The sequence below is a fragment of the Heyndrickxia sp. FW510-T9 genome (assembly GCF_058781025.1).
Map to the genome: position 1 here is coordinate 59,915 of NZ_JBYSWK010000008.1, position 20,310 is coordinate 80,224.

General features: G+C 34.5%; 16 protein-coding genes and 1 pseudogene. 2 read left to right on the top strand and 15 right to left on the bottom strand.

Annotated elements, in window-relative coordinates; translation table 11 throughout:
• Nucleotides 1–165: 165 nt before the first annotated feature.
• The 13 genes and pseudogenes from AC3WJF_RS06355 to refZ form a co-directional block, all read right to left on the bottom strand.
• Entirely contained in the window at nt 166–1,365 is a 1,200-nt protein-coding gene (locus tag AC3WJF_RS06355) for an acetate kinase (RefSeq protein WP_492450423.1), read from the bottom strand.
• Between the two features lie 155 nt (nt 1,366–1,520).
• On the bottom strand, nt 1,521–2,510 hold the full coding sequence (locus AC3WJF_RS06360; protein WP_492450425.1) for a class I SAM-dependent methyltransferase: 990 nt from the start codon (nt 2,508–2,510) through the stop codon (nt 1,521–1,523).
• A 291-nt stretch (nt 2,511–2,801) separates the two neighbouring features.
• Entirely contained in the window at nt 2,802–3,302 is a 501-nt protein-coding gene (gene tpx, locus AC3WJF_RS06365; protein WP_492450426.1) for a thiol peroxidase, read from the bottom strand.
• Between the two features lie 268 nt (nt 3,303–3,570).
• The gene (gene ytfJ, locus AC3WJF_RS06370) at nt 3,571–4,050 is read right to left on the bottom strand and encodes a GerW family sporulation protein (RefSeq protein WP_492450428.1); all 480 of its coding nucleotides are present in this window, start codon (nt 4,048–4,050) and stop codon (nt 3,571–3,573) included.
• Between the two features lie 18 nt (nt 4,051–4,068).
• Nucleotides 4,069–4,743, bottom strand: coding sequence for a DUF2953 domain-containing protein (locus tag AC3WJF_RS06375; protein ID WP_492450430.1), 675 nt, complete (start codon nt 4,741–4,743; stop codon nt 4,069–4,071).
• A gap of 326 nt (nt 4,744–5,069) precedes the next feature.
• Nucleotides 5,070–5,213 (bottom strand): annotated as a pseudogene (locus AC3WJF_RS06380) (RDD family protein); the annotation flags it as partial.
• 30 nt (nt 5,214–5,243) lie between these two features.
• Complete coding sequence (gene rarD / locus AC3WJF_RS06385; protein ID WP_492450431.1) at nt 5,244–6,161, bottom strand: EamA family transporter RarD; 918 nt, start codon at nt 6,159–6,161, stop codon at nt 5,244–5,246.
• A 309-nt stretch (nt 6,162–6,470) separates the two neighbouring features.
• Nucleotides 6,471–8,051, bottom strand: coding sequence for an acyl-CoA synthetase MbcS (gene mbcS, locus AC3WJF_RS06390; protein ID WP_492450433.1), 1,581 nt, complete (start codon nt 8,049–8,051; stop codon nt 6,471–6,473).
• Nucleotides 8,052–8,376: 325 nt separating this feature from the next.
• On the bottom strand, nt 8,377–8,571 hold the full coding sequence (locus AC3WJF_RS06395; protein WP_492450435.1) for an alpha/beta-type small acid-soluble spore protein: 195 nt from the start codon (nt 8,569–8,571) through the stop codon (nt 8,377–8,379).
• A gap of 176 nt (nt 8,572–8,747) precedes the next feature.
• Nucleotides 8,748–9,956: a tRNA uracil 4-sulfurtransferase ThiI gene (thiI, locus tag AC3WJF_RS06400; RefSeq protein WP_492450437.1), complete on the bottom strand. Its 1,209-nt coding sequence runs from the start codon at nt 9,954–9,956 to the stop codon at nt 8,748–8,750.
• Nucleotides 9,953–11,104 carry a cysteine desulfurase family protein gene (locus AC3WJF_RS06405; protein ID WP_492450438.1) on the bottom strand — a complete coding sequence of 384 codons (1,152 nt, stop codon included), beginning with the start codon at nt 11,102–11,104 and terminating at the stop codon, nt 9,953–9,955. Before AC3WJF_RS06405 ends, thiI begins: the two co-directional genes overlap by 4 nt.
• Nucleotides 11,105–11,230: 126 nt before the next feature.
• Nucleotides 11,231–12,922, bottom strand: coding sequence for a septation ring formation regulator EzrA (gene ezrA, locus AC3WJF_RS06410; RefSeq protein WP_492450440.1), 1,692 nt, complete (start codon nt 12,920–12,922; stop codon nt 11,231–11,233).
• A 334-nt stretch (nt 12,923–13,256) separates the two neighbouring features.
• Complete coding sequence (gene refZ, locus AC3WJF_RS06415; protein ID WP_492450442.1) at nt 13,257–13,880, bottom strand: forespore capture DNA-binding protein RefZ; 624 nt, start codon at nt 13,878–13,880, stop codon at nt 13,257–13,259.
• 200 nt (nt 13,881–14,080) lie between these two features.
• Between refZ and AC3WJF_RS06420 the strand changes: the two genes are divergently transcribed.
• A complete protein-coding gene (locus tag AC3WJF_RS06420) occupies nt 14,081–14,560 on the top strand; it encodes a GAF domain-containing protein (protein WP_492450444.1) in 480 nt (159 codons plus the stop codon).
• Nucleotides 14,561–14,598: 38 nt separating this feature from the next.
• Here AC3WJF_RS06420 and AC3WJF_RS06425 read toward each other — a convergent pair whose 3' ends face one another.
• A complete protein-coding gene (locus AC3WJF_RS06425; protein WP_492450446.1) occupies nt 14,599–16,005 on the bottom strand; it encodes a sensor domain-containing diguanylate cyclase in 1,407 nt (468 codons plus the stop codon).
• A 583-nt stretch (nt 16,006–16,588) separates the two neighbouring features.
• Here AC3WJF_RS06425 and rpsD point away from each other — a divergent pair.
• Nucleotides 16,589–17,191: a 30S ribosomal protein S4 gene (gene rpsD, locus AC3WJF_RS06430; RefSeq protein WP_492450447.1), complete on the top strand. Its 603-nt coding sequence runs from the start codon at nt 16,589–16,591 to the stop codon at nt 17,189–17,191.
• 72 nt (nt 17,192–17,263) lie between these two features.
• Here the strand turns inward: rpsD and AC3WJF_RS06435 are convergent, their stop codons facing one another.
• The gene (locus AC3WJF_RS06435) at nt 17,264–20,179 is read right to left on the bottom strand and encodes a PAS domain S-box protein (RefSeq protein ID WP_492450449.1); all 2,916 of its coding nucleotides are present in this window, start codon (nt 20,177–20,179) and stop codon (nt 17,264–17,266) included.
• Nucleotides 20,180–20,310: the final 131 nt, after the last annotated feature.

The following is a 20,310-nucleotide window of genomic DNA, read 5'->3' on the forward strand; positions in this document are numbered from 1 at the left end:
GTGATTACTTTTTTCTTCGCTTTAGTATAACGTTTAGTTTTATGATGAATTGGATTAGTGGACAGAAGAATAAGCAACCTCCTTCATGTAACATTACTTACATAAGGAATGTTGCTTTATTTTAGGTTTTGGTCTGATAATCACAATGATACTGCAATAAGATGTTTATAAATCTTGATTTGACGCAATTCGGATAACATCTCTCGCAATCATCACTTCTTCATTCGTTGGAATGACCATTACTTTGACAGGTGAATGAGGATAACTGATAAATGCTTCTTTTCCACGAATTTTATTTAACGCTGGGTCCCAATACACTCCCATAAATTCAAGACCACGAAGCACTTTTGCTCTGATGACATCACTATTTTCACCAATACCCGCTGTGAAAATAATCGCATCGACACCAGACATTTTCGCTGCATAAGTCCCAATGTATTTATGGATACGGTTAGCAAAAATTTCAAGGGCTAAATCAGCACGTTCATTCCCTTCTGCTGCTTGTGATTCGATATCACGAAGATCGCTTGAGAAACCTGACACCCCTAGTATTCCTGATTGCTTATTGAGGACATCTAATACCTCATCAACCGTTTTTCCTGTTTTCTCCATTATAAAAGGAATAAGTGCTGGGTCCAGATTTCCGGAACGTGTTCCCATCGCAACGCCTGCTAATGGAGTAAATCCCATCGAGGTATCAATTGATCTCCCGCCTTCTATCGCCGCAATACTAGCACCATTTCCAAGATGACAGGAAATTAATCTTAATTGTTCAATCGGACGTCCAAGCATTTCTGCAGCACGCTCCGATACATACTTATGCGAAGTGCCATGAAATCCATATTTCCGAATTCCGTATTTATTATAATATTCATAGGGTAAGCTATATAAAAATGAACTTTCCGGCATTGATTGATGAAATGCTGTATCAAATACCGCTACCGCTGGAATATTAGGTAGAACATTTTTAAATGCTTTAATTCCAGTGATATTTGCGGGATTATGAAGAGGTGCTAATTCTGATAGACCCTCTATTTGGTGAATAACTTCATCATTAATTAATATGGAGTCATTAAATACTTCTCCGCCATGAACAACTCGATGGCCGACACCATTAATTTCCGCTAGAGATTTAATAATCCCTAGCGATGTCAGCTTCTCTAGAAGCAATTTTACTGCTACTTCGTGATTTGGAATATCAAAAGTTTCCGTTTGTTTTTCACCGTTAACCGTTATATTAAAAATCGAATCTGTTAATCCGATTCGCTCAATAAGTCCTTTTGTGATTACTTTTTCCTCGGGCATTTCAAATAATTGAAACTTTAAGGAAGAACTTCCGGCATTTATTGCAATTATTTTTGACATTGATACCGTCCCTTTTTTCATATGATTTATCCATACGATACATTTAAACATGTAAAAAAGTGTTTATCAAGCTAATGCGGTAAATGGAATCGGTTCCAATACGAAGTAAATATATTCAAAGCTTTTCAAAAATTACGCCGGTGTTAACCGGCATTTTATTTCTTATTTTCAACAAACCAATTTTCGATTTTCTGAAGGATACTCTCCATTGCTCGCTGATTGGACAGTGACGGTAAGGATGCAAATAGAATTTGTTTTGGTGCAGCAATCTCTTCTGTCTTTTTTTGTAAAATTAAAATACTTTTTGCTGCCTTCTCATTTTTAAACATAGATAATGGAAGCTGAAGAACTCCTTGAATATGTGCTTGTTCTTGTAAAAAAGCATGCAGTTTAGGAGATTCCTTGGATTCAAATAAATCATTAGGGATAAGAAAGAATAAATATCCCCCAGGTTTGATATGATTCATGCTTTGTTCTATAAATAAATGATGAGCATAGGAGTGTCCTTCTTCTGCTTTTAATTGGTATTTTTGTGCTCCGAGATCATTCGGATAATATCCGACAGGCAAATCACTTACAACGGCATCAACAGGGTCCACAAATAAGGATTGTAAAGAATCTTGGTGGAAAAATTGAACAGGATGCCTTTGTAAATTTGCTCCAATATAAGCAAGCTTAAGTAAGAGATCATCTACGTCTGCCGCATAGGCATCTATTTCCTTTGGACTCAAATGATTTAATATAGTTGTTAATAGATTACCTGTGCCTACAGCTGGATCTAAGAGAGAAAAGCTAGAAATGTTTTCATGGAATTTTTTAATTAAATATCCTAAAAATAATCCAATGGAATCAGGTGTCATCTGATGATTAGGCTGAACACTATCTTTCATTCCTTTTAAGATTGCCAATTGAAATGCTTTTCGAATCTGTTCATTTGAATAATGATTTATTGGAAAATCGCTATACATTTTCTCTAATCTTTTTTTCGTAATTTCGCTAAGTTCATTCTGCAATATATCTTCGTGAAATATATTTTCACCAGTTTCAGCTAAAGCATCTAAATATGTGCAGGCTAATTCTGCCTGTAATATATCTGCTGTTTCATTTAATACATTAAAAATGGTTTCTACGCCTTCCAACTTCATTAAAATCCTCCTACAATAATTGACCCCGATTGAAAATCGGGGTTAAATAAATCCAATTATATAAATGTTTTATTATCAAATAAGTTACAAACAAGATTAAAAATTGTCTAGTTCATGCACCTATCGACTAGCGGAATTCTGGGTCTACTTCCTGTGATAAGTCAACAACAGGTGAAAATGGAAGAGCTATTTTTACTTGGTAAAATTAAACTTCAAATTTTACTCGGTAATATTAAACTTCAAATTTCACCAGTCCGTGCGTCGATGAGCATGGAGCTTCCATATTTCGTTTTATTTCGCTTGCTTTGCTGCTTCTATCGCTTTTTCGTAATCTGGGTGATTAGTTCCCTCACTTACGTATTCTACATATGTAACCATATCATTGCTATCAATGACGAAAACGGCACGTGCTAATAGTCTTAATTCCATCATTATAACACCATAGGCTTCCCCAAATGATAAATCACGATGGTCTGAAAGGGTAATAACATTATCAAGTCCGCTCGCTGCACACCAGCGCGCTTGTGCAAATGGCAAATCTGCCGAAATGGTTAGAACTTTTACATTTTCTAATTTTGCTGCTTCTTCATTAAAGCGTCGAGTTTGTGCATCACAAACACCAGTATCAATGGAAGGAACAACACTTATTATGCGAACCGAACCTTTTGAATTGTCTAGTGTTACTTCTGACAAATTATTTGCTAGAACAGTGAAATTCGGTGCTTTATCCCCTTCTTTTACTTCATTGCCGAGTATAGTCATATTATTTCCCTTAAATGTTACTGAAGTCATTTTACATTCCTCCACAAGTTAAATTTTATTATCATATTCCTATCATACTGAAGAAAAAAGTATTTTTCCAATTAAAAACCTCGCCATAGAGGCGAGATTCACATTCTGTTTTCGTATAATTTTTTTCATTTCGTAAATTGTTATAAATACTAATGTAAAATTAGCTCGTGCCATCTTTTCTTAAAAGGTTATTTCTTCTTGACCTGAATATAGATGATTATAAGGTTTTTCGCTTACTTAAGGCAACATAGTAAAGAAAATAGCCTTATTAAAAATCAAAATCCTGTTTTTGTTGAGTAGGTTGGTGTGACTTCCATCCATTTGAATTTTTGTTATTTTGATCATTTTTCTTTAGCATCGACTGAATTTTATCTACTACACTAGGTGCGACATCTAAGATTTTTTCTAGGAGATGGGTACTCTCATCGAGATGAAGCATCTTAACACCTAAAGAATTTACAATTAAGAAAGCGATCGGTGTAATGGAGACACCTCCACCACTTCCTCCACCAAACGGTAGCCCTGATCCGCCACTGTTCTGTCCCTGATTTTGGTCATTAGATGATTTACCATTTGTATTAAACTGACTTCCACCCGCCGCAAATCCAAATCCCACTTTGGAAACGGTTAAGATGACACTTCCATCAGGTGTTTCAACTGGGTCACCAATTATCGTGTTAACATCTATCATTTCTTTTAAATTTTCCATCGCGGCTGTCATTAAGCCTTCAATTGGATGGTCACTCATTTTGACTCCTCCTTTTCATTAAATGGAATGATTTTCGTCTTCTGACATTGCGGTTAAAGGCTTTGTCTTGAATGAGCCCTTTCCGCCTCTCCAATACTTCAATATTTTTATTCCTGCTAAAATAGCATTCCCGATTCGAATTTTAAACATACATTTTATCTTTGTTTGTGATATAGGGATTCGAAAGGAGGGATAGATTGAGATTTCCGGTTGCACCATTAGCTTCATGTATTTACTGAACAAACCGATAATTCCACCCTTAAAAGACCAAGCGACACCAGTTAGTATCCCTGTTATGGCAGCATCCTTTACTCCAATAACAGAATACCATTCGAATTGTTTAATCCTTATTGTTTTTAAAAATTTTCGAATCACCATACTTAAATCAAAAACATGCTGTAAAAGCTCTTTATAATCGGAAATTCGTTCACTTATTTCATGAGGAGTAATATTATTCGTTTCATGTCCTTCCCCATTATTCATTTTATAAATAAGTTTGGGTTCATCCTTATCAACTTTCACCATGGGTACTTCAATCGTATGTCGCAAAAATTTCCAAACTGTTAATTTAATTTTAAAGTGATCATCATCTTGTTGATGAGAAAAATCCAGTATGATGGTGACAGTCGTAAACCAAATAATGAAAAATAATAGAATAAGTAATCCAAGAATTATAGCGGTTACGATCATCATGGCACACAACCTTTCAGCTTAGAACAAATGCGGAAGCGCCTTGCCCATCGGCGTACGGATTTCGTAGTCTTCGAATGAGATAAAGGAAACACAGTGAGGTAGTTCAAGAGCTATTGAAATTGGTACTTCAAATTTCACCGAGTGAAATTAGTATTACCAATCTCACCTGATGTTGACTTATCGTAGGGAGGGGACGGAGAAATCCGCTTGCCGATAGGCGCTATTAAAATTGAAGTACAAATTTCACCTGTAGCTAGCCGTAGACAATTTATAAAAAAGGACTAAATTTTATGGTTTCCTAAACAACACAAAAATAAACCTGCTCTTTATAGAGCAGGCTGCAATTGTTTTTTTATATTTTCATGGATTACGGTTGTATCTGCAAAAATATCATGTAACTCTTGCTTTTTGGGAGTAGTGGCAACGATCACGTACAAAATCCAAATAGTTGCTGATATGTACCTTCCAATTTCCGCTACTCATCGATCATTTAGTCATGATTATACACTAAGGCTATTCGTTTTTTTCCATTTACTGCTTTTATATACATTTGAAGCTGATAAAATAATAATTGCTGCCCATATACATACAAACGCCCACATGTTTGCTTTTGTAAAATGTTCACTGTAAAAAAATACACCTAGGATGAGCATGATTGTTGGAGCAATATATTGTAAAAAGCCTAACAAATACATTGGAATTGCTTGGACACCCTTAGCAAAAAACAGGAGCGGTGTGGCAGTTACAATTCCTCCCCCCATTAATAATAGATCTGTTCCTAAAGATCCCGAAAACATCACTAAGTTTCCCTTTAAAGAAAGATAAATGAGAAAAATAAGAGCAAAAGGAGTTATTGTCATTGTTTCTAATGTTAACCCAATAGTAGAATCGACTTTTATAACCTTTTTTACTAACCCATAGACCCCGAAGGTCAAGGCTAAACTAAAGGATATCCAAGGAAATTGACCAAATGACAATGTGAGAATAATCACCCCAATCGCTGCGAGAAGAAAGGAGATAATTTGCACAAAATTAAGCCTTTCTTTTAAAACAAATACACCTAATAAAATACTAATTAATGGATTAATATAATAACCAAGACTTGCTTCTACAATATGATCTGCATTTACTGCCCAAATATAAATGAACCAATTCATTGTAATGATAATGGAAGCAAATATGAGAGATAGCACTGTTTTTCGATTAGTCTTTATATTTTTTAAAGTTTCTACGAATTTTTTCCACTTTTTTGTCACCAGTAGTAAAATAACCATAAAAATAAATGACCAGAAAATTCGGTTTGCTAATATTTCATCTGCCGATACATGATGCAGCCATTTCCAATATATCGGTAGTACTCCCCAAAAAATATAGGAAAATGACGCATAAATAATCCCCATTTTTTCATCCTGTTTCATACTCTTCTCCTCTTTTCTAGAAACTGAATCTATGATGTAATTTATACTCGTTTCTCAACGTTATTATTATAATGGGTGTTTATGTACAGATTTTTGCTTATTGTAATCTGTTTTAAATCCTATTGAAGACTTAGTTTCGAGCATCTTTTCTTAAAAAATCTTTTCATTCTCACCCCAAATAAGTTTCATTATAAGATATTCTTCTACAAAAGTAACGTAGTTTAAGAAAAGAGCTATTATAAAAGAAAGAAAGGTAGACAGTATAAATAAACCGTCCACCTTTTTTGTTAAAAATATTTGTTAAAATTTTTAGTTGACCTTTTCCATTTCACGTTGACGTAATTCAATGCGGCGAATTTTTCCTGAAGTTGTTTTTGGCAATTCATTAATAAATTCAATTTGACGCGGATATTTATAAGGTGCAGTCAAATTTTTCACATGGTCTTGTAATGTTTTGACTAGTTCCGGTTGTTCTGGAGTTATTCCTTCTTGAAGAATAACATAGGCCTTCACAATATTTCCGCGGATTTCATCAGGACTGGCTACAACAGCACATTCTTTTACAAAAGGATGTTTGACAAGGGCATCTTCCACTTCAAATGGCCCTATTGTATATCCGGAGCTGATGATGATATCATCTGATCTACCTTCAAACCAAAAATAGCCATCTTCGTCTTTCTTAGCCCTGTCTCCAGTAACATAGTAATCTCCTCTAAATTGCTTTGAAGTTCGTTCGGGATCCTTGTAATAATTTTTAAATAATGCTGGTGTTTCAATGTGAACCGCAATATCGCCTACTTCTCCAACCACACAAGGATTTCCGCTTTCGTCGATTATGTCAACACTATTCCCAGGAATTGGTTTCCCCATCGAACCCGGCTTTACATCCATTTCTTTCGTAATACCAACTAGTAGGGTATTCTCCGTTTGTCCGTACCCATCTCTTACCGTAATATTAAAATACTTCCTAAACGTCTCAATTACTTCTCTATTTAATGGTTCTCCAGCAGACACTGCACTATGTAAAAGTGGTAATTGATATTCATTCAAATTGTCTACTTTCGCCATTAAACGATATTCTGTAGGCGTACAGCATAACACATTTATATCATATTTTTCTAAAAGATGTAGATACGTTTTTGGTTCGAATTTCCCGTTATACACAAAACCTGTTGCACCTGAGCCTAAGACAGATAAGAACGGACTCCATATCCATTTTTGCCACCCTGGACCAGCTGTCGCCCAAACCACATCATCTTCTTCGATGCATAACCAATTTGGTGCTGCAGCCCTTAAATGGGCATATCCCCAGCCATGAGTATGCACGACACCTTTTGGATTACCTGTTGTTCCAGAAGTATAGGATAAAAACGCCATATCATCTTTGGAGGTATTAGATATTTCAAGATGATCCCCAGTTGCATTCATTAATTCATGCAAGGAATTCCAACCGTCAGTTTTTTCTCCAACGACAAATTTAATTATACTTTTCGCATCTACTATCTCATCAAATTGATGAACATATGGATAGTAAGCTGCAATAGCTTTAACATTTGCATGTTGAATACGGTATTGTAAGTCTTTTGATTTCAACATTTCGGAGCTTGGAATTACGACAATCCCGGTTTTTAAAGCGGCAAGATATATTTCATATGCTTCAATTATTCTGGGAACCATTACTAAAATAACGTCGCCCTTTTTCAGACCGCTGTGTAGGAAAACGTTCCCAATTCTATTGACATTCTTCATTAAATTAGTATATGTAATTTCTCTTTTTTCGCCTTGTTCATCTTCCCATCTTAAGGCCATTTTAGAAGGATCTTGTGCAAACTGTTCAACTTCTTCTACAATGTTGTATTTTTCTGGTGCTAATAAATCCTCACGGTTCATCCAAACTCCTCCTCGCACATTTTCTTCTTTACTATTATACATAATAATTTAAAAATTTGTAATTATTAAATAGAAATACATAAGCGCCTTATTCATCGGCTTACGGATGAATAATATTTGAAGTTTAATTTTACCGAGTGAAATTAAACTCGCTATTTCACCTGATGTTGACATATCGTAGGGAGGAGACGGAGAAATCCGCTTGCTGATAGGCGGCACTGGAGATAGACGTGGATCATAATTTTTAAAAAGGTTAGCCTAAAGAGTTTTATTAACATAAAAAGGAGCGGGCATTTGCCCACTCCCTTATCCATGCAATATTTAATTAATGAATATGTCCGCCTAGTTGTTGTTCAGCCATAGAAACAAGGCGTTTTGTGATTTCACCACCAACTGATCCGTTAGCACGTGAAGTTGTATCAGCACCAAGACTTACACCAAACTCATTAGCAATTTCATATTTCATTTGGTCAAGTGCTTGTTCTACACCACTTACTAATAATTGATTGTTGTTCGGCATGTGTTTTCACCTCCTTGTGAGTATAGATTTTGCAAAAACACATGCCTTCATGCAGTGAAACAGTTGGTAATTGTTCCTTATATAATTAATTTTTGCTATAATAATGACTTTTTTCTAAAGCTCTATTGTTATTGCTAACGAAAAGCAACAATTTATACGAAAACAGCCATATTTATTTAAAATAAATCTGAAAATTGTTCGTTTTTCATAGGATTTTCATGACTTACTATTATTGTCTCGATATTATTTACGGCTTCTTCTATAAGTGTGTCAAAGTCAACATCACTTTCATAATATTGAATTTTTGACAATTTAGGTCTAGTTTTAGGAGAAGGTGGAGTGAAAATGGTACAGCAATCTTCAAATGGTAAGCTTGAAATATCAAATGTATCAATCTTTTTTGCAATATCAATGATTTCCAGCTTGTCCATAGAAATTAATGGCCGTAAAATTGGTGTTGCTGTAACATCATTTATCGCTAGCATACTTTCCAATGTTTGACTTGCCACTTGTCCTAGACTTTCTCCTGTTACAATGGCTAATCCATCATTTCTTCTTCTGATTTCATCGGTAATTCGCAACATCATTCTTCTAGTTGCTGTCATAGAGTAACCTTCTGGAATTTGTTTGTGTATTGTTTCTTGCATTTTTGTAAAAGGTACAAAATGCATTTTTACAAATCCACTATATGCTGAAATTTTCTTTGCTAAATCGATTGTTTTTTGTTTTGCCCGTTCACTTGTAAATGGTGGACTCTCAAAATGAACAGCCTCTACTTGAACTCCACGTTTCATCGTTAAATATCCAGCAACAGGGCTGTCGATTCCTCCTGATAGCATGAGCATCGCTTTTCCAGATGAACCAACAGGAAGCCCTCCAGCACCTTGAATGACCTCAGATGATAAATAAATAGCATCTGGTCGAACATCCACCAATAGGTTAATATCTGGATTTTTTACATCCACCTTAATATTTTCGATATTTTTTAAAATATATCCCCCAACAGCATGATTAATTTCATTTGTATCATACTCAAATGTTTTATCCCCTCTTCTTGTTGTAACTTTAAAGGTGTTTCCTGGATTAAAGATTTGCTCTACTAATGATAATCCTACTTGTTGAATATTATCGATATTTCTTTCCGTACGAACAGCTAAACTAAATGATTGGATGCCAAAAATAGTAGATAATTTCTCCATAATTGGCGTGCTTTCTTCACCGTTTAATAGAATGTACATGCGGTCATGTCCACCTAGGATGTGGATATTTGGATGATCTTTTAATGCCCCACGAATATTTCTTTTTAAGTGAGTAATAAAATGCTTTCGATTTCTGCCCTTTGTAGATAATTCTCCATATCGGATTAATATACGGTCATAATTCACTTTGTATCCCTCATTACCATATTTAATTTTTGTAAAACTTGTTGAATGGTTCGGATAAAGCCCCTCGCTTCATCCATAGTATTTTCATATGACAGGCTAATTCTTACTGCACTTTCAGCAACATTTTCTGGAACTCCCGCCGACAATAATGTTCTGCTAAGTTTTTTTTGCTTCGATGAGCAAGCACTTGTTGTTGAAACATAAACTGTTTCCTTTTCAAGTGCATGTACAATAACTTCCCCTCGCAAACCGACCGCAGAAAAGTTGATGATATGTGGTGCGGATACAGTCGGATTTGTATTTACTTGTATTTGTGGTATTTGATCAAGTTCCTCTATTAAAAAATCACGGATCTGCCCGAGTGCCGCACTCTTTTCCTGTCTTTTTTCTTCTATCATCCGCATAGCTTTCGCCATTGTTACAATACCACCGGTGTTCTCCGTTCCGCTCCTAAGTTTTCCTTCTTGGCTGCCTCCCGTTAAAAGCGGTGATATTCTAACACCTTCACGTTTAAATACAAGACCATTCCCTTTAAGACCATGAAATTTATGTGCTGAAAAGGTACATAAATCAATATTTGCTTTGTATAAATCTAATGGAACTTTTCCAAATCCTTGTACATGGTCTACATGAAATAATACTTTTGGATATTTTTTTAAGATGCTTCCAATTTCCTTAATTGGTTGAATCGTCCCTAATTCATTATTTACGTGCATGACGGAAACCAGAATTGTTTCCTCTGTTATCGCTTTTTCCAGATCCATTACATTTACTTGTCCATTTTGATCAACAGGTAAATAAGTAATCTTATATCCCAATGTTTTTAATTGTTCACATGTTTCGTATACTGAGGCATGCTCAATATTCGAGATAATAATATGCTTTCCACGAGAAGAATATTGTAAGGCTGTTCCTTTAATAGCTAAATTATTCCCTTCTGTGCCACCAGAAGTAAAAAAGATTTCATTTGCTTTCACATTTAGAATATTAGCTATTTGCAATCTAGCCTGTTTTATAAGTTCTTCCACCTTACCACCTAAGTCATGTAAGGAAGATGGATTCGCAAAGTACTGTGTTGAAATTTTGACAAAGGCATTTACTACCTCGTCATATGGCTTTGTTGTTGCGCTATTATCGAAATATATCATGAAAAACACCTTCATTAATTTGAATAGTAAAAATAAAAATATTAAAATGCTAACAATCATAAATCTTATCATAAGTTGTGATTATTGAACATAAAAAAGACAAAAGCGGAATCTGCGCTTTTGTCTTTATTCTTCCTCATTTAATAATTTTTCAATATGTTTTAAAGCACCAGGTTCCACTTCTTCTACCGCTGTTGCCGCTTCCTCAAGCGCTAATCGGTAATCGAAGCTTCTAAATGCCTCTTCTGCTTCCTGTAAACCGATTGCAACCTTTTGATAACGGGCACGATACCGATTACCATACTGAATTACCTTCTCTGCTAAAACAGCACTCTCTATAAGATCTTCTGTTTTTCCGCTTAAATGTTCCACCGTATCCATAGCATTATTTAAATGATTATGTACAGAGGCCATATTTAATGGCTTCTCATTCAGGCTTGTAAAAACATCCTGTATATGTTCCATAGCCTGTTCAAAAACAGATTTATAGTCATTTGGTAACCCCGGAACATTACTTTTGGAAATTAATCTTTTCATTTCAGTAATTCTTCTTTTAAGCTCTTGGATCTTATCCCGTGCTTCTAGTTCATCTTTTCTTAATGTTTGAAGATGCTCAGAAAATTCTTGCTGTTCCTTCTCTAACTTTTCAATTAACTGTTTGATTTCCTTTAAGTCTTCACTAAGGATAGTAAATGCTGAGTTTTCCTCATTCAATTTCGTTTCAAGCATTTCATATCTTTTAATTAGCTGAGTCAATTCTTTCTCAATATTATTTGGTATCTTTTGTTCACCATCTAACAGCTGATAGCTTTCTTGAACAATTTCTGTTTCAGATATTAATTTTTCATTCGTATCTTTTAATTTTTCAAATAAGCTTATAACGGTGTCCTTATGTTGATGAATGTATTGTTTTGCATGAACTTCCTTTTCAAGCAGATCATATAATATTTCGATTTTTTCTTTTATTTCTAGGGCACCTTTTTCTACTTCAGCAATTTCTGTATTTTCGAGAAAGTTACTATAAGTATCAAGTGCCTTCTTCAGATAGTCCACTTCTTTTTCAAGCTGCAGATGTTCTAATTTAAAACCTTTTTCCGCCATCTCTTTATGGCCCTCTGCGATTTCATTCACTTGTGAAGGAAGGATTGTGTCAATTTCCGTTAGTAATTCAGGAATTTTTTCGATTTTTTCATCAAGCTGTTCCAAGTTAGAAGTTAAGTCAATGACGACTTCCCGTGCTTCTAAATAATCCCCGTTCGTTGTTAATTCTTCAAATTGCTGTAATCCGTTAGCAATTTCCTCAAGCTGATGTTCTAATTTCTTAATTGATTTCCCATAATTATGTCGATGAATGAGCAAGTGTTTTTTCAACGATTTATATTTTTTGTGTGAATTTTCTATTTCTACTCTGTTTTTTTCTTCGCTGCCGATTAATTCACTTAACTCGGAAAGAATGTTTTCTATTTTCGCTTCAATATCCTGCAACACTTTTTCAATCTTTGCCTGCTCGCTTTTCGCACGTTTAAAACGGTATTTATCCGTATACTCTTCAATATCAAATAAATAATCTTCCACATCCGGAAGCTGCACTGCGACAATTTCATCCCATGACTTTCTCCATCGTTCAAACTTTTCTTCTGTTTGACCAGTCATGTTTAATTGTTTGACCTTTCCTAGTTCATCCAAAACAGGACGATTCATAATATCAATTTTCCAAGCCTCAAGCTTGTCAATTTCTTTATAATATTTTTTCCGTATGATGAAACCAATCACTAATAATATAAGAATAAGTACAATTATGCCAATGATGCCATACATGACATTAAGCCTCCTGTTTATCCGAAATGCATCTATTTTTTACGATTTTGTTATTTTATGTATGATGTAAATATGATACCATGTAACGACAATTTTTGACTATTAAATTCGCTAATTTTTGCAAAAATGAAAGGTTATTTGAATAAATATTACACTTTATATGAAAATAATCGATAATAAAGTGAAAAAGCAGAAAAAAATCTGCTTAAATAAACGAAATTACTTGAGGGTACTGCGTGTAAATAAATTTTGGTCCCCTGCTCATCTTTAGCTGTTACTCCCTAGATAGAATTAAATCGACAGCTATTTATTATTCCACAAAAAAAACACCGTCTTAATACGGTGTACGTATAGAGAAATTCACCATTTCACTATTATCTATCCACTCCACTAAAACATGAAAATACTTTTCAATAAAATATTTTTCATGAGGAAAAATGTGTAAAACTTCTCGTAAATAATGACTGTTTAGAAATGGCATGGTGATCATGCTCTTTAGTTGAATAATCTTTAGATTAATCATCGTTTGCTGTTCATTCTCTTCCCCTAGTAAGCGTTTGAATAAGTAACGCTCTTTCATTAAATAAGACGAAATGATTTCTCTAATCACTTGTGAGTCAATCGAAATTTCCCTCAAAACTAATCTAGTAAGAAGATGATGGTTGCTTTGAAATACTAATATCTTATAAATTGCCTTTTTTAAACATTCTTTACGATTATCCAAATTAATTATCTCTACTTCCTCTTCTAAAATTGATAAGTAATGTTCAAAGAAGTACACCAGACATGCTTCAAGCAATCCCTGTTTATTATGAAAATAATAAGAGATATTAGCTGAGTTTACATTGGCCTTGTTTGAAATATCTCTGATCGACGTTCCATCATACCCTTTTGTATTAAATAATAGTATGGCTGAATCCATAATAATTTCTTTTGTCGACATAACTGCCTTTGCCATGGAATTCCTCATTTCATACTTTTTTCTTGTACATTTTCTTTAAATATGCTATTTCTATAGAAACAGTTCCATAAGTGTTTACTTTTATAGACTTCTATCTTTTATGCAATTCTCCTATAAAAAAATATCGACACTTTCTAATGGATATGACAAGAAATGCTTCATTTTAAAAATATTTTGTAGAGAATAGGGTGAATTTCATGTTTCATGCAAAATCTTATCAAGGTACAAAAGAAAAAAATTATGAGCTAGTAACAAAGCAATTACAAGCTCTTATTGAAGATGAACCTAATCGAATTGCAAATCTAAGCAATGCCTCTGCCCTTTTAAATCAGTTTCTCGATACTATTAATTGGGTAGGCTTTTATTTAGTTGAACAAGATCAATTAGTATTAGGACCATTTCAAGGATTGCCAGCATGTGTTCGAATACCATTCGGCAGAGGTGTTTGCGGTACTGCAATTGCTGAAAGAAAGACGCTTAGGGTAGAAGATGTTAATCAATTCCCTGGTCATATTGCCTGTGATGCAGCATCACAATCAGAGATTGTTGTCCCACTCATAAAAAACGAAGAATTGATTGGTGTACTTGATATCGATAGCCCTATTAAAAATCGTTTTGATGAAATAGATGAAATCCATTTAAATAAATTTGTAGAAGTATTGGTTACGTATTTATAAAAATAATGTAAAAAACGCCATCTGATATAGATGGCGTTTTACATTATTTGATATTCTTCTTTTATAACAACCTGATTTTTCCCAAGACTTTTTGCATTATAAAGACCTAAATCCGCACGGTGAAATAAATGTTTGGCTTCATCTTTTCGTTCCCTATTCCAATAGGAAACACCACAAGAAACCGTAATCTGTGGGTTTGTATTTTCTTTTACGGCTTGGACTAACCTTTTTGCAATATGAGCTCCTACTTTTAAAGATACACCTGGAAGGTAGACTGCCAGTTCTTCTCCTCCCCAACGTGCTCCTATATCTGATGATCTGATATTGTCCAAAATTAAATTAGCGACTTGTACGAGAACATCGTCTCCAATCTGATGGCCAAACGTATCATTTACTTCTTTAAAATTATCAATATCTAATAAAATAAATGTACCTTCCTTATCAGACAGCATTGATTTCGTAATTTGATTGTTCAGATAACTCTTTACAAACAATTGAGTCAATTGATCCGTTATCACCATCTTCTCTAATTTTTCCCGCAAAATGGAGTTCATAATCGCTAAGGTAGAATGGTGGATTAAGGATTGAAATAATTTAAACATATCAAATGAAAAGAAGTATGGCTTCTCCTGCAAAACAATGCTAAAACCTTTCAATGAATTGCTTTGCATCATCGGAACGGCCATCATCGATAAATATGGTAAAGAATCGCTTGAAATCTTCCCATTTAAATCGCTTAAAAGGATAGAATCCTTTTGATTTTGTAACGATTGAAAAACAAATTGTATATAGTCCTTCCCGCTTTCCGATGAAAAAAACTCACTGCTTCCATCCAATATCGATTTTGTATTATCCTCGTTAACAAGAATAAAAGCAATCGTTTTTACATGAAATGACTTAGAGATTTGTGCTATTAAAAAACCAACGGTCTCCTGTAAACGTGAGCTTCCATTTAATACATGGGAAGTTTCATTAATTAATTGCAAATCTTCTATTAGCCTTCTGGATTGCTGATATAGCTTTGCATTTTCTAAGGCACTTCCGGCAGTGTTGGCGAGCAATCTTATAAATTCAATCTCATTCGGTTTAAACATAAAGGAAGCATAGGTTATTACTTCCAAAACACCATAGACCCCTTGCTTTCCATGCAAAGGTGAATATAATCTTGTTAAATGGCTGTCACAAGTTGTATCGATTTGCGTAGTTCCATTTACAAATGATTGCATGGCACTGTCATTCATACTGTCATATTGTAATGGTTTAACAGGTAGTTCTTGATTGTAGTGATTATCGTTAGAGATCATCAAACTATATTCAAAGTTCGGAAAAACTCGTTTTAAGGTATAAATAATTTCAGACAGAACATTCTCTACATCCATGGACGAATGAAATTTCTCTGTCACTCTAAATAATTCTTTATACAAATACTCATTATTCATGTCCATCTACAATCCCCTATTATATCTGATCCTTTTATAATGAAAGATTACAAATATACAAATCCCTTAATAGTACTATTATACTATTGTTTTCCTAAAATTGTATAGATACGATAAGAAGTTTAATGAAGATTTAAAAATATAAAAACTATCACTTATCTCAACTCAGCAAGTAACTGTTGGACCTTTTACTTTCACTTCGCTGTTATTGGCAAATCTAAGGCTTGTTCAAGCGGATCAGCCAACAATGTATTTTTCACACTAATTAGAGCAATAGAGCATGGATAGTTCATTTTCACCTTGACTTTATTGTAATTGGATCATATAATGAAATTTGTGTAAAATAATGCAGCCTGTGCGGACAACTTTATGAATGTATTTTGTTCCCAGTCTAGAGGGTATTTGTAGAAATATTGAAGTAACGATCGGTGATTTTATATCCCAATTCACTTCTCACCTCTAGAATGTGGTGTATCGCGTAACCCTTAGCTGCTAGGGCGATGGTACATGAAAACATCATACCCATATTTGCATGTTCACATCTGTTTTTATTTTACAACAAAATAAAAACAAAGAGGAGGAGTCATTCATGGCTCGCTATACTGGTCCAAGTTGGAAATTATCACGCCGCCTTGGTATTTCACTAAGCGGTACTGGTAAAGAATTAGAAAAACGCCCTTACGCTCCAGGACAACACGGTCCTAACCAACGTAAGAAATTATCTGAATATGGTTTGCAATTACAAGAAAAACAAAAGCTTCGCCATATGTATGGAGTAAACGAACGTCAATTCCATAACACTTACGTGAAAGCTGGCAAAATGCCTGGTAAGCACGGTGAAAACTTCATGATTCTTCTTGAATCACGTTTGGATAACCTTGTTTATCGTCTTGGTTTAGCTCGTACACGTCGTCAAGCTCGTCAGCTTGTAAACCACGGCCACGTTCTTGTTAATGGCAAACGCGTTGATATTCCATCTTACCGCGTATTACCAGGACAAACAATCGGCGTACGTGAAAAATCTCGTAACTTATCTAATATTAAAGAATCAATCGAAGTAACAAACTATGTTCCTGAGTTTGTAACATTTGATGCTGATAAGCTTGAAGGTACTTTCACACGTTTACCAGAACGTTCTGAATTACCAGCAGAAATTAACGAATCATTCATCGTTGAGTTCTACTCTCGTTAATAAAAACGGTTCGAATAAGCCGGTATTTAAAAAGCAGAAAAACGTTGATATATCGACGTTTTTCTGCTTTTTTTATGAATTGTGGATGGGTAACATAACATTGACGGTTGTTCCTTTATTGATTTCACTTTCAATCATAATCTTCCCTTGATGCTCTTCAATAATTTTATAACACATCATTAATCCTAAGCCGGTTCCTTTTTCTTTGAGACTATAAAAAGGCTCTCCAAGATATGGAATACGATCTTTTGGAATTCCGCATCCTTGATCAATATAACGAATTAAAACAAAGTTGTGGTCGTGTTTCATTACTTGAATCACTATTTCCCCTCCACTTTGCATCGCTTCAATCGCATTTTTTAAGATATTGATAAATACTTGTTTTAATTGGTTAACTTCGCATCGAATCAATGGAATGTCGTCTTTCTCCTCCATCATAATTTGTATATTGTTCATGGTTGCTTCAGGATAAACAATAATTAAAACCTGTTTGATTAACATTCGCAAATCCTGTAGTTGAATAGTGACAGCCTGTGGCTTGGCTATTGCCATAAAATGATTGGTAATGGATTCAATTCTGTTAATTTCAGATACCATCACATCGAAATACCATTCATTGCTCTTATCTATAGAAGATTGTAATAAACTCAGAAATCCTTTAAGCGAAGTCAATGGATTTCGAATTTCGTGTGCAATTCCTGCTGATAATTGGCCTACCACAGCAAGCTTTTCCGATTTTCTTAATAATTCTTCTGTTTGCTTCAGTTCCGTTATATCACGCCCTATAATCACAAGTCCTTTACGTTTGCCATCTGGGTAAAAAATAGGAACTTTAATAATATCGAAAATTTTCCCATCATGTTGAGGAACTATTTGACTTCGGATAACACAGCCTTTTTCCCACGCTTCTTGATCGGTTTTCTCGCTAAGAGAAGACGTATCTTGAAAGAGATTATTACATGCAGGAACCAGTTCGCTATATTTTTTGCCATGATAGGGAACATTCTCAAATTGAAAATAGGAAAGGGCATACTTATTCGCTTCAAGCCACCTTCCTTCACCATCTTTAAAGATAACAATGTCAGGCATGGCATTAATTAAAGTACGTAATCTTTTTTCGCTTTCTTTCAATGCTTCTTCCATTCGTTTATTTTTCGTAATATCTCTTAAGATGGTTACGAAAGCTGTCACATTTCCTTTTGCATTTACAATTGGAGAAACGAAGCTGCTAACATCAATAAGACTTCCATCTTTATGTTGTCTAATCGTCTCAAACGACATCACATGCTTGTCATCCAATATTTTTTGAAAGATTATGTTGCAATGATCAACTAAAAAATCGGGAATAATAGGGACTTGTCTCCCTATTACTTCTTGTTCAGTCCAACCGAATACTTCCTCAAACGCTTTATTCACTTTTATGATATTGTGTTTTAAATCAAAAATAATAATAGAATCAACAGTATTTTTAAGAAACAAATCCAATTGTTGTTTAGTCAATTGTAGATCTTCTTCCATTTGCTTATTTTTAGTAATATCTTTTACAATTCCATAAACTCCCACAATCTCATTGTCTATAAAAATAGGGAAGCTTTTTATTATTAAATCTAATCGATATCCACCTTTGTGCTTGACCGCCACCTCATATTCCTGTGGTGCTCCTTTCATTGTTTTATCTAAATACTCCATCCCTATTTCCCAGTATTCTGGAAGAATCAATGAAGAAAGTGAAATCTCTTGAAGTTCTTTAACCATATAACCAAGCATTCTTTCCAAAGCTGGATTTGCATCCAATAAATTCCCCTGAAAATCACAAGAATAGATGCCATCAGGATTATGATCAAAAAGAGATTTATAGAAATCGGATACTTTAATTGATTTTTTCTCTACATCTTGTTTTTTTTCATTAAGATCGGCTATGATAGCCCCGCTATTGATAGTTGAAAAGGATGAAAGCTTTGCATCTATCACGCTATATAAAGAAGTTTTTGGAGCAAAATAAATGTCCTTAAAATTTGTTAATGGTGGAGGTATAACGGAAACAACGAAACCGATCGGCATTCCTCCATAGATATAAGGGGTTAGCTCAAAACTCCAAACCCCATTTAAGTGTTCATAATACCATTGCTTTTTTGACATTAAGGAAAATGATAGAGAAGGACCGCTTATCAAGAAATGGTTCGAATTAATCAAACCTTGTTCGTAAAATAAAGAATCCGCCTTAATAACCTTTCCTCCGCGATCTAACACCGCTAAACAGGACTTTGACTGCCAAGAAATCTTCTTGCTTTGGTAATATTCCAGCAGCTTAAACCGTTCTAATCTCAATTGCTTATGTAGCATCCCATTAACATCTTGTGCCGCTTTCATTACTACAGATAAAAAATGAGGGTGATTGACTGTCCATATCCCTGTCAGGTCAATAACACCCAAAATTTTTTGGGTAGCTGGATCATGGATAGGAGCTGCTGAGCATGTCCACTTTTGTACCTCTTGGCAAAAGTGTTCTCCGGCAAAGACTTGAATCGGAGAATTTGTTGCTATGGCTGTTCCAATGGCATTTGTGCCTGCGTTATTTTCAGCCCAAGAGGATCCAGCTACAAAATTAATATCTTCCGCCTTTAGCATTAAAGATAATTCCCCGTCCAAATAAAGGATTTCACCTGAAGGGTTACAAAACGTTATCAAATAGCCAGAATCCATATACATATCTTTTAATTCCGTTAGTATCGGTCTTAAAGTACGAAATAGGGGATCTGTTGTCACATATTCCTTAATTTCTTCTTCAGCAAGGGTGATAGAAGTCTTACTTTGAAGTGGGCTGATTCCCTGCTCCAAACAACGCTGCCATGAATCATACATTATAGGGCTGATCGTTTGGGGTGTGCCATTACCAGAAATAAACTTTTCCCATTCATATTCAAGTTTTAGCCTTTCTACTTTCAGGTAAGAATACTTATCTGAAACTATTAGATTATTCAAAGCCATAGTTTTCACCCCAGAGAAAAAATTGTAATTTAAGATTGGGTATTTTTTATTAAAATTTCCCAAATATCAATATTATGTATTTTTCGACTAAATAATATATCACCTGCTAAACATTATTATTTTTGTAAGGG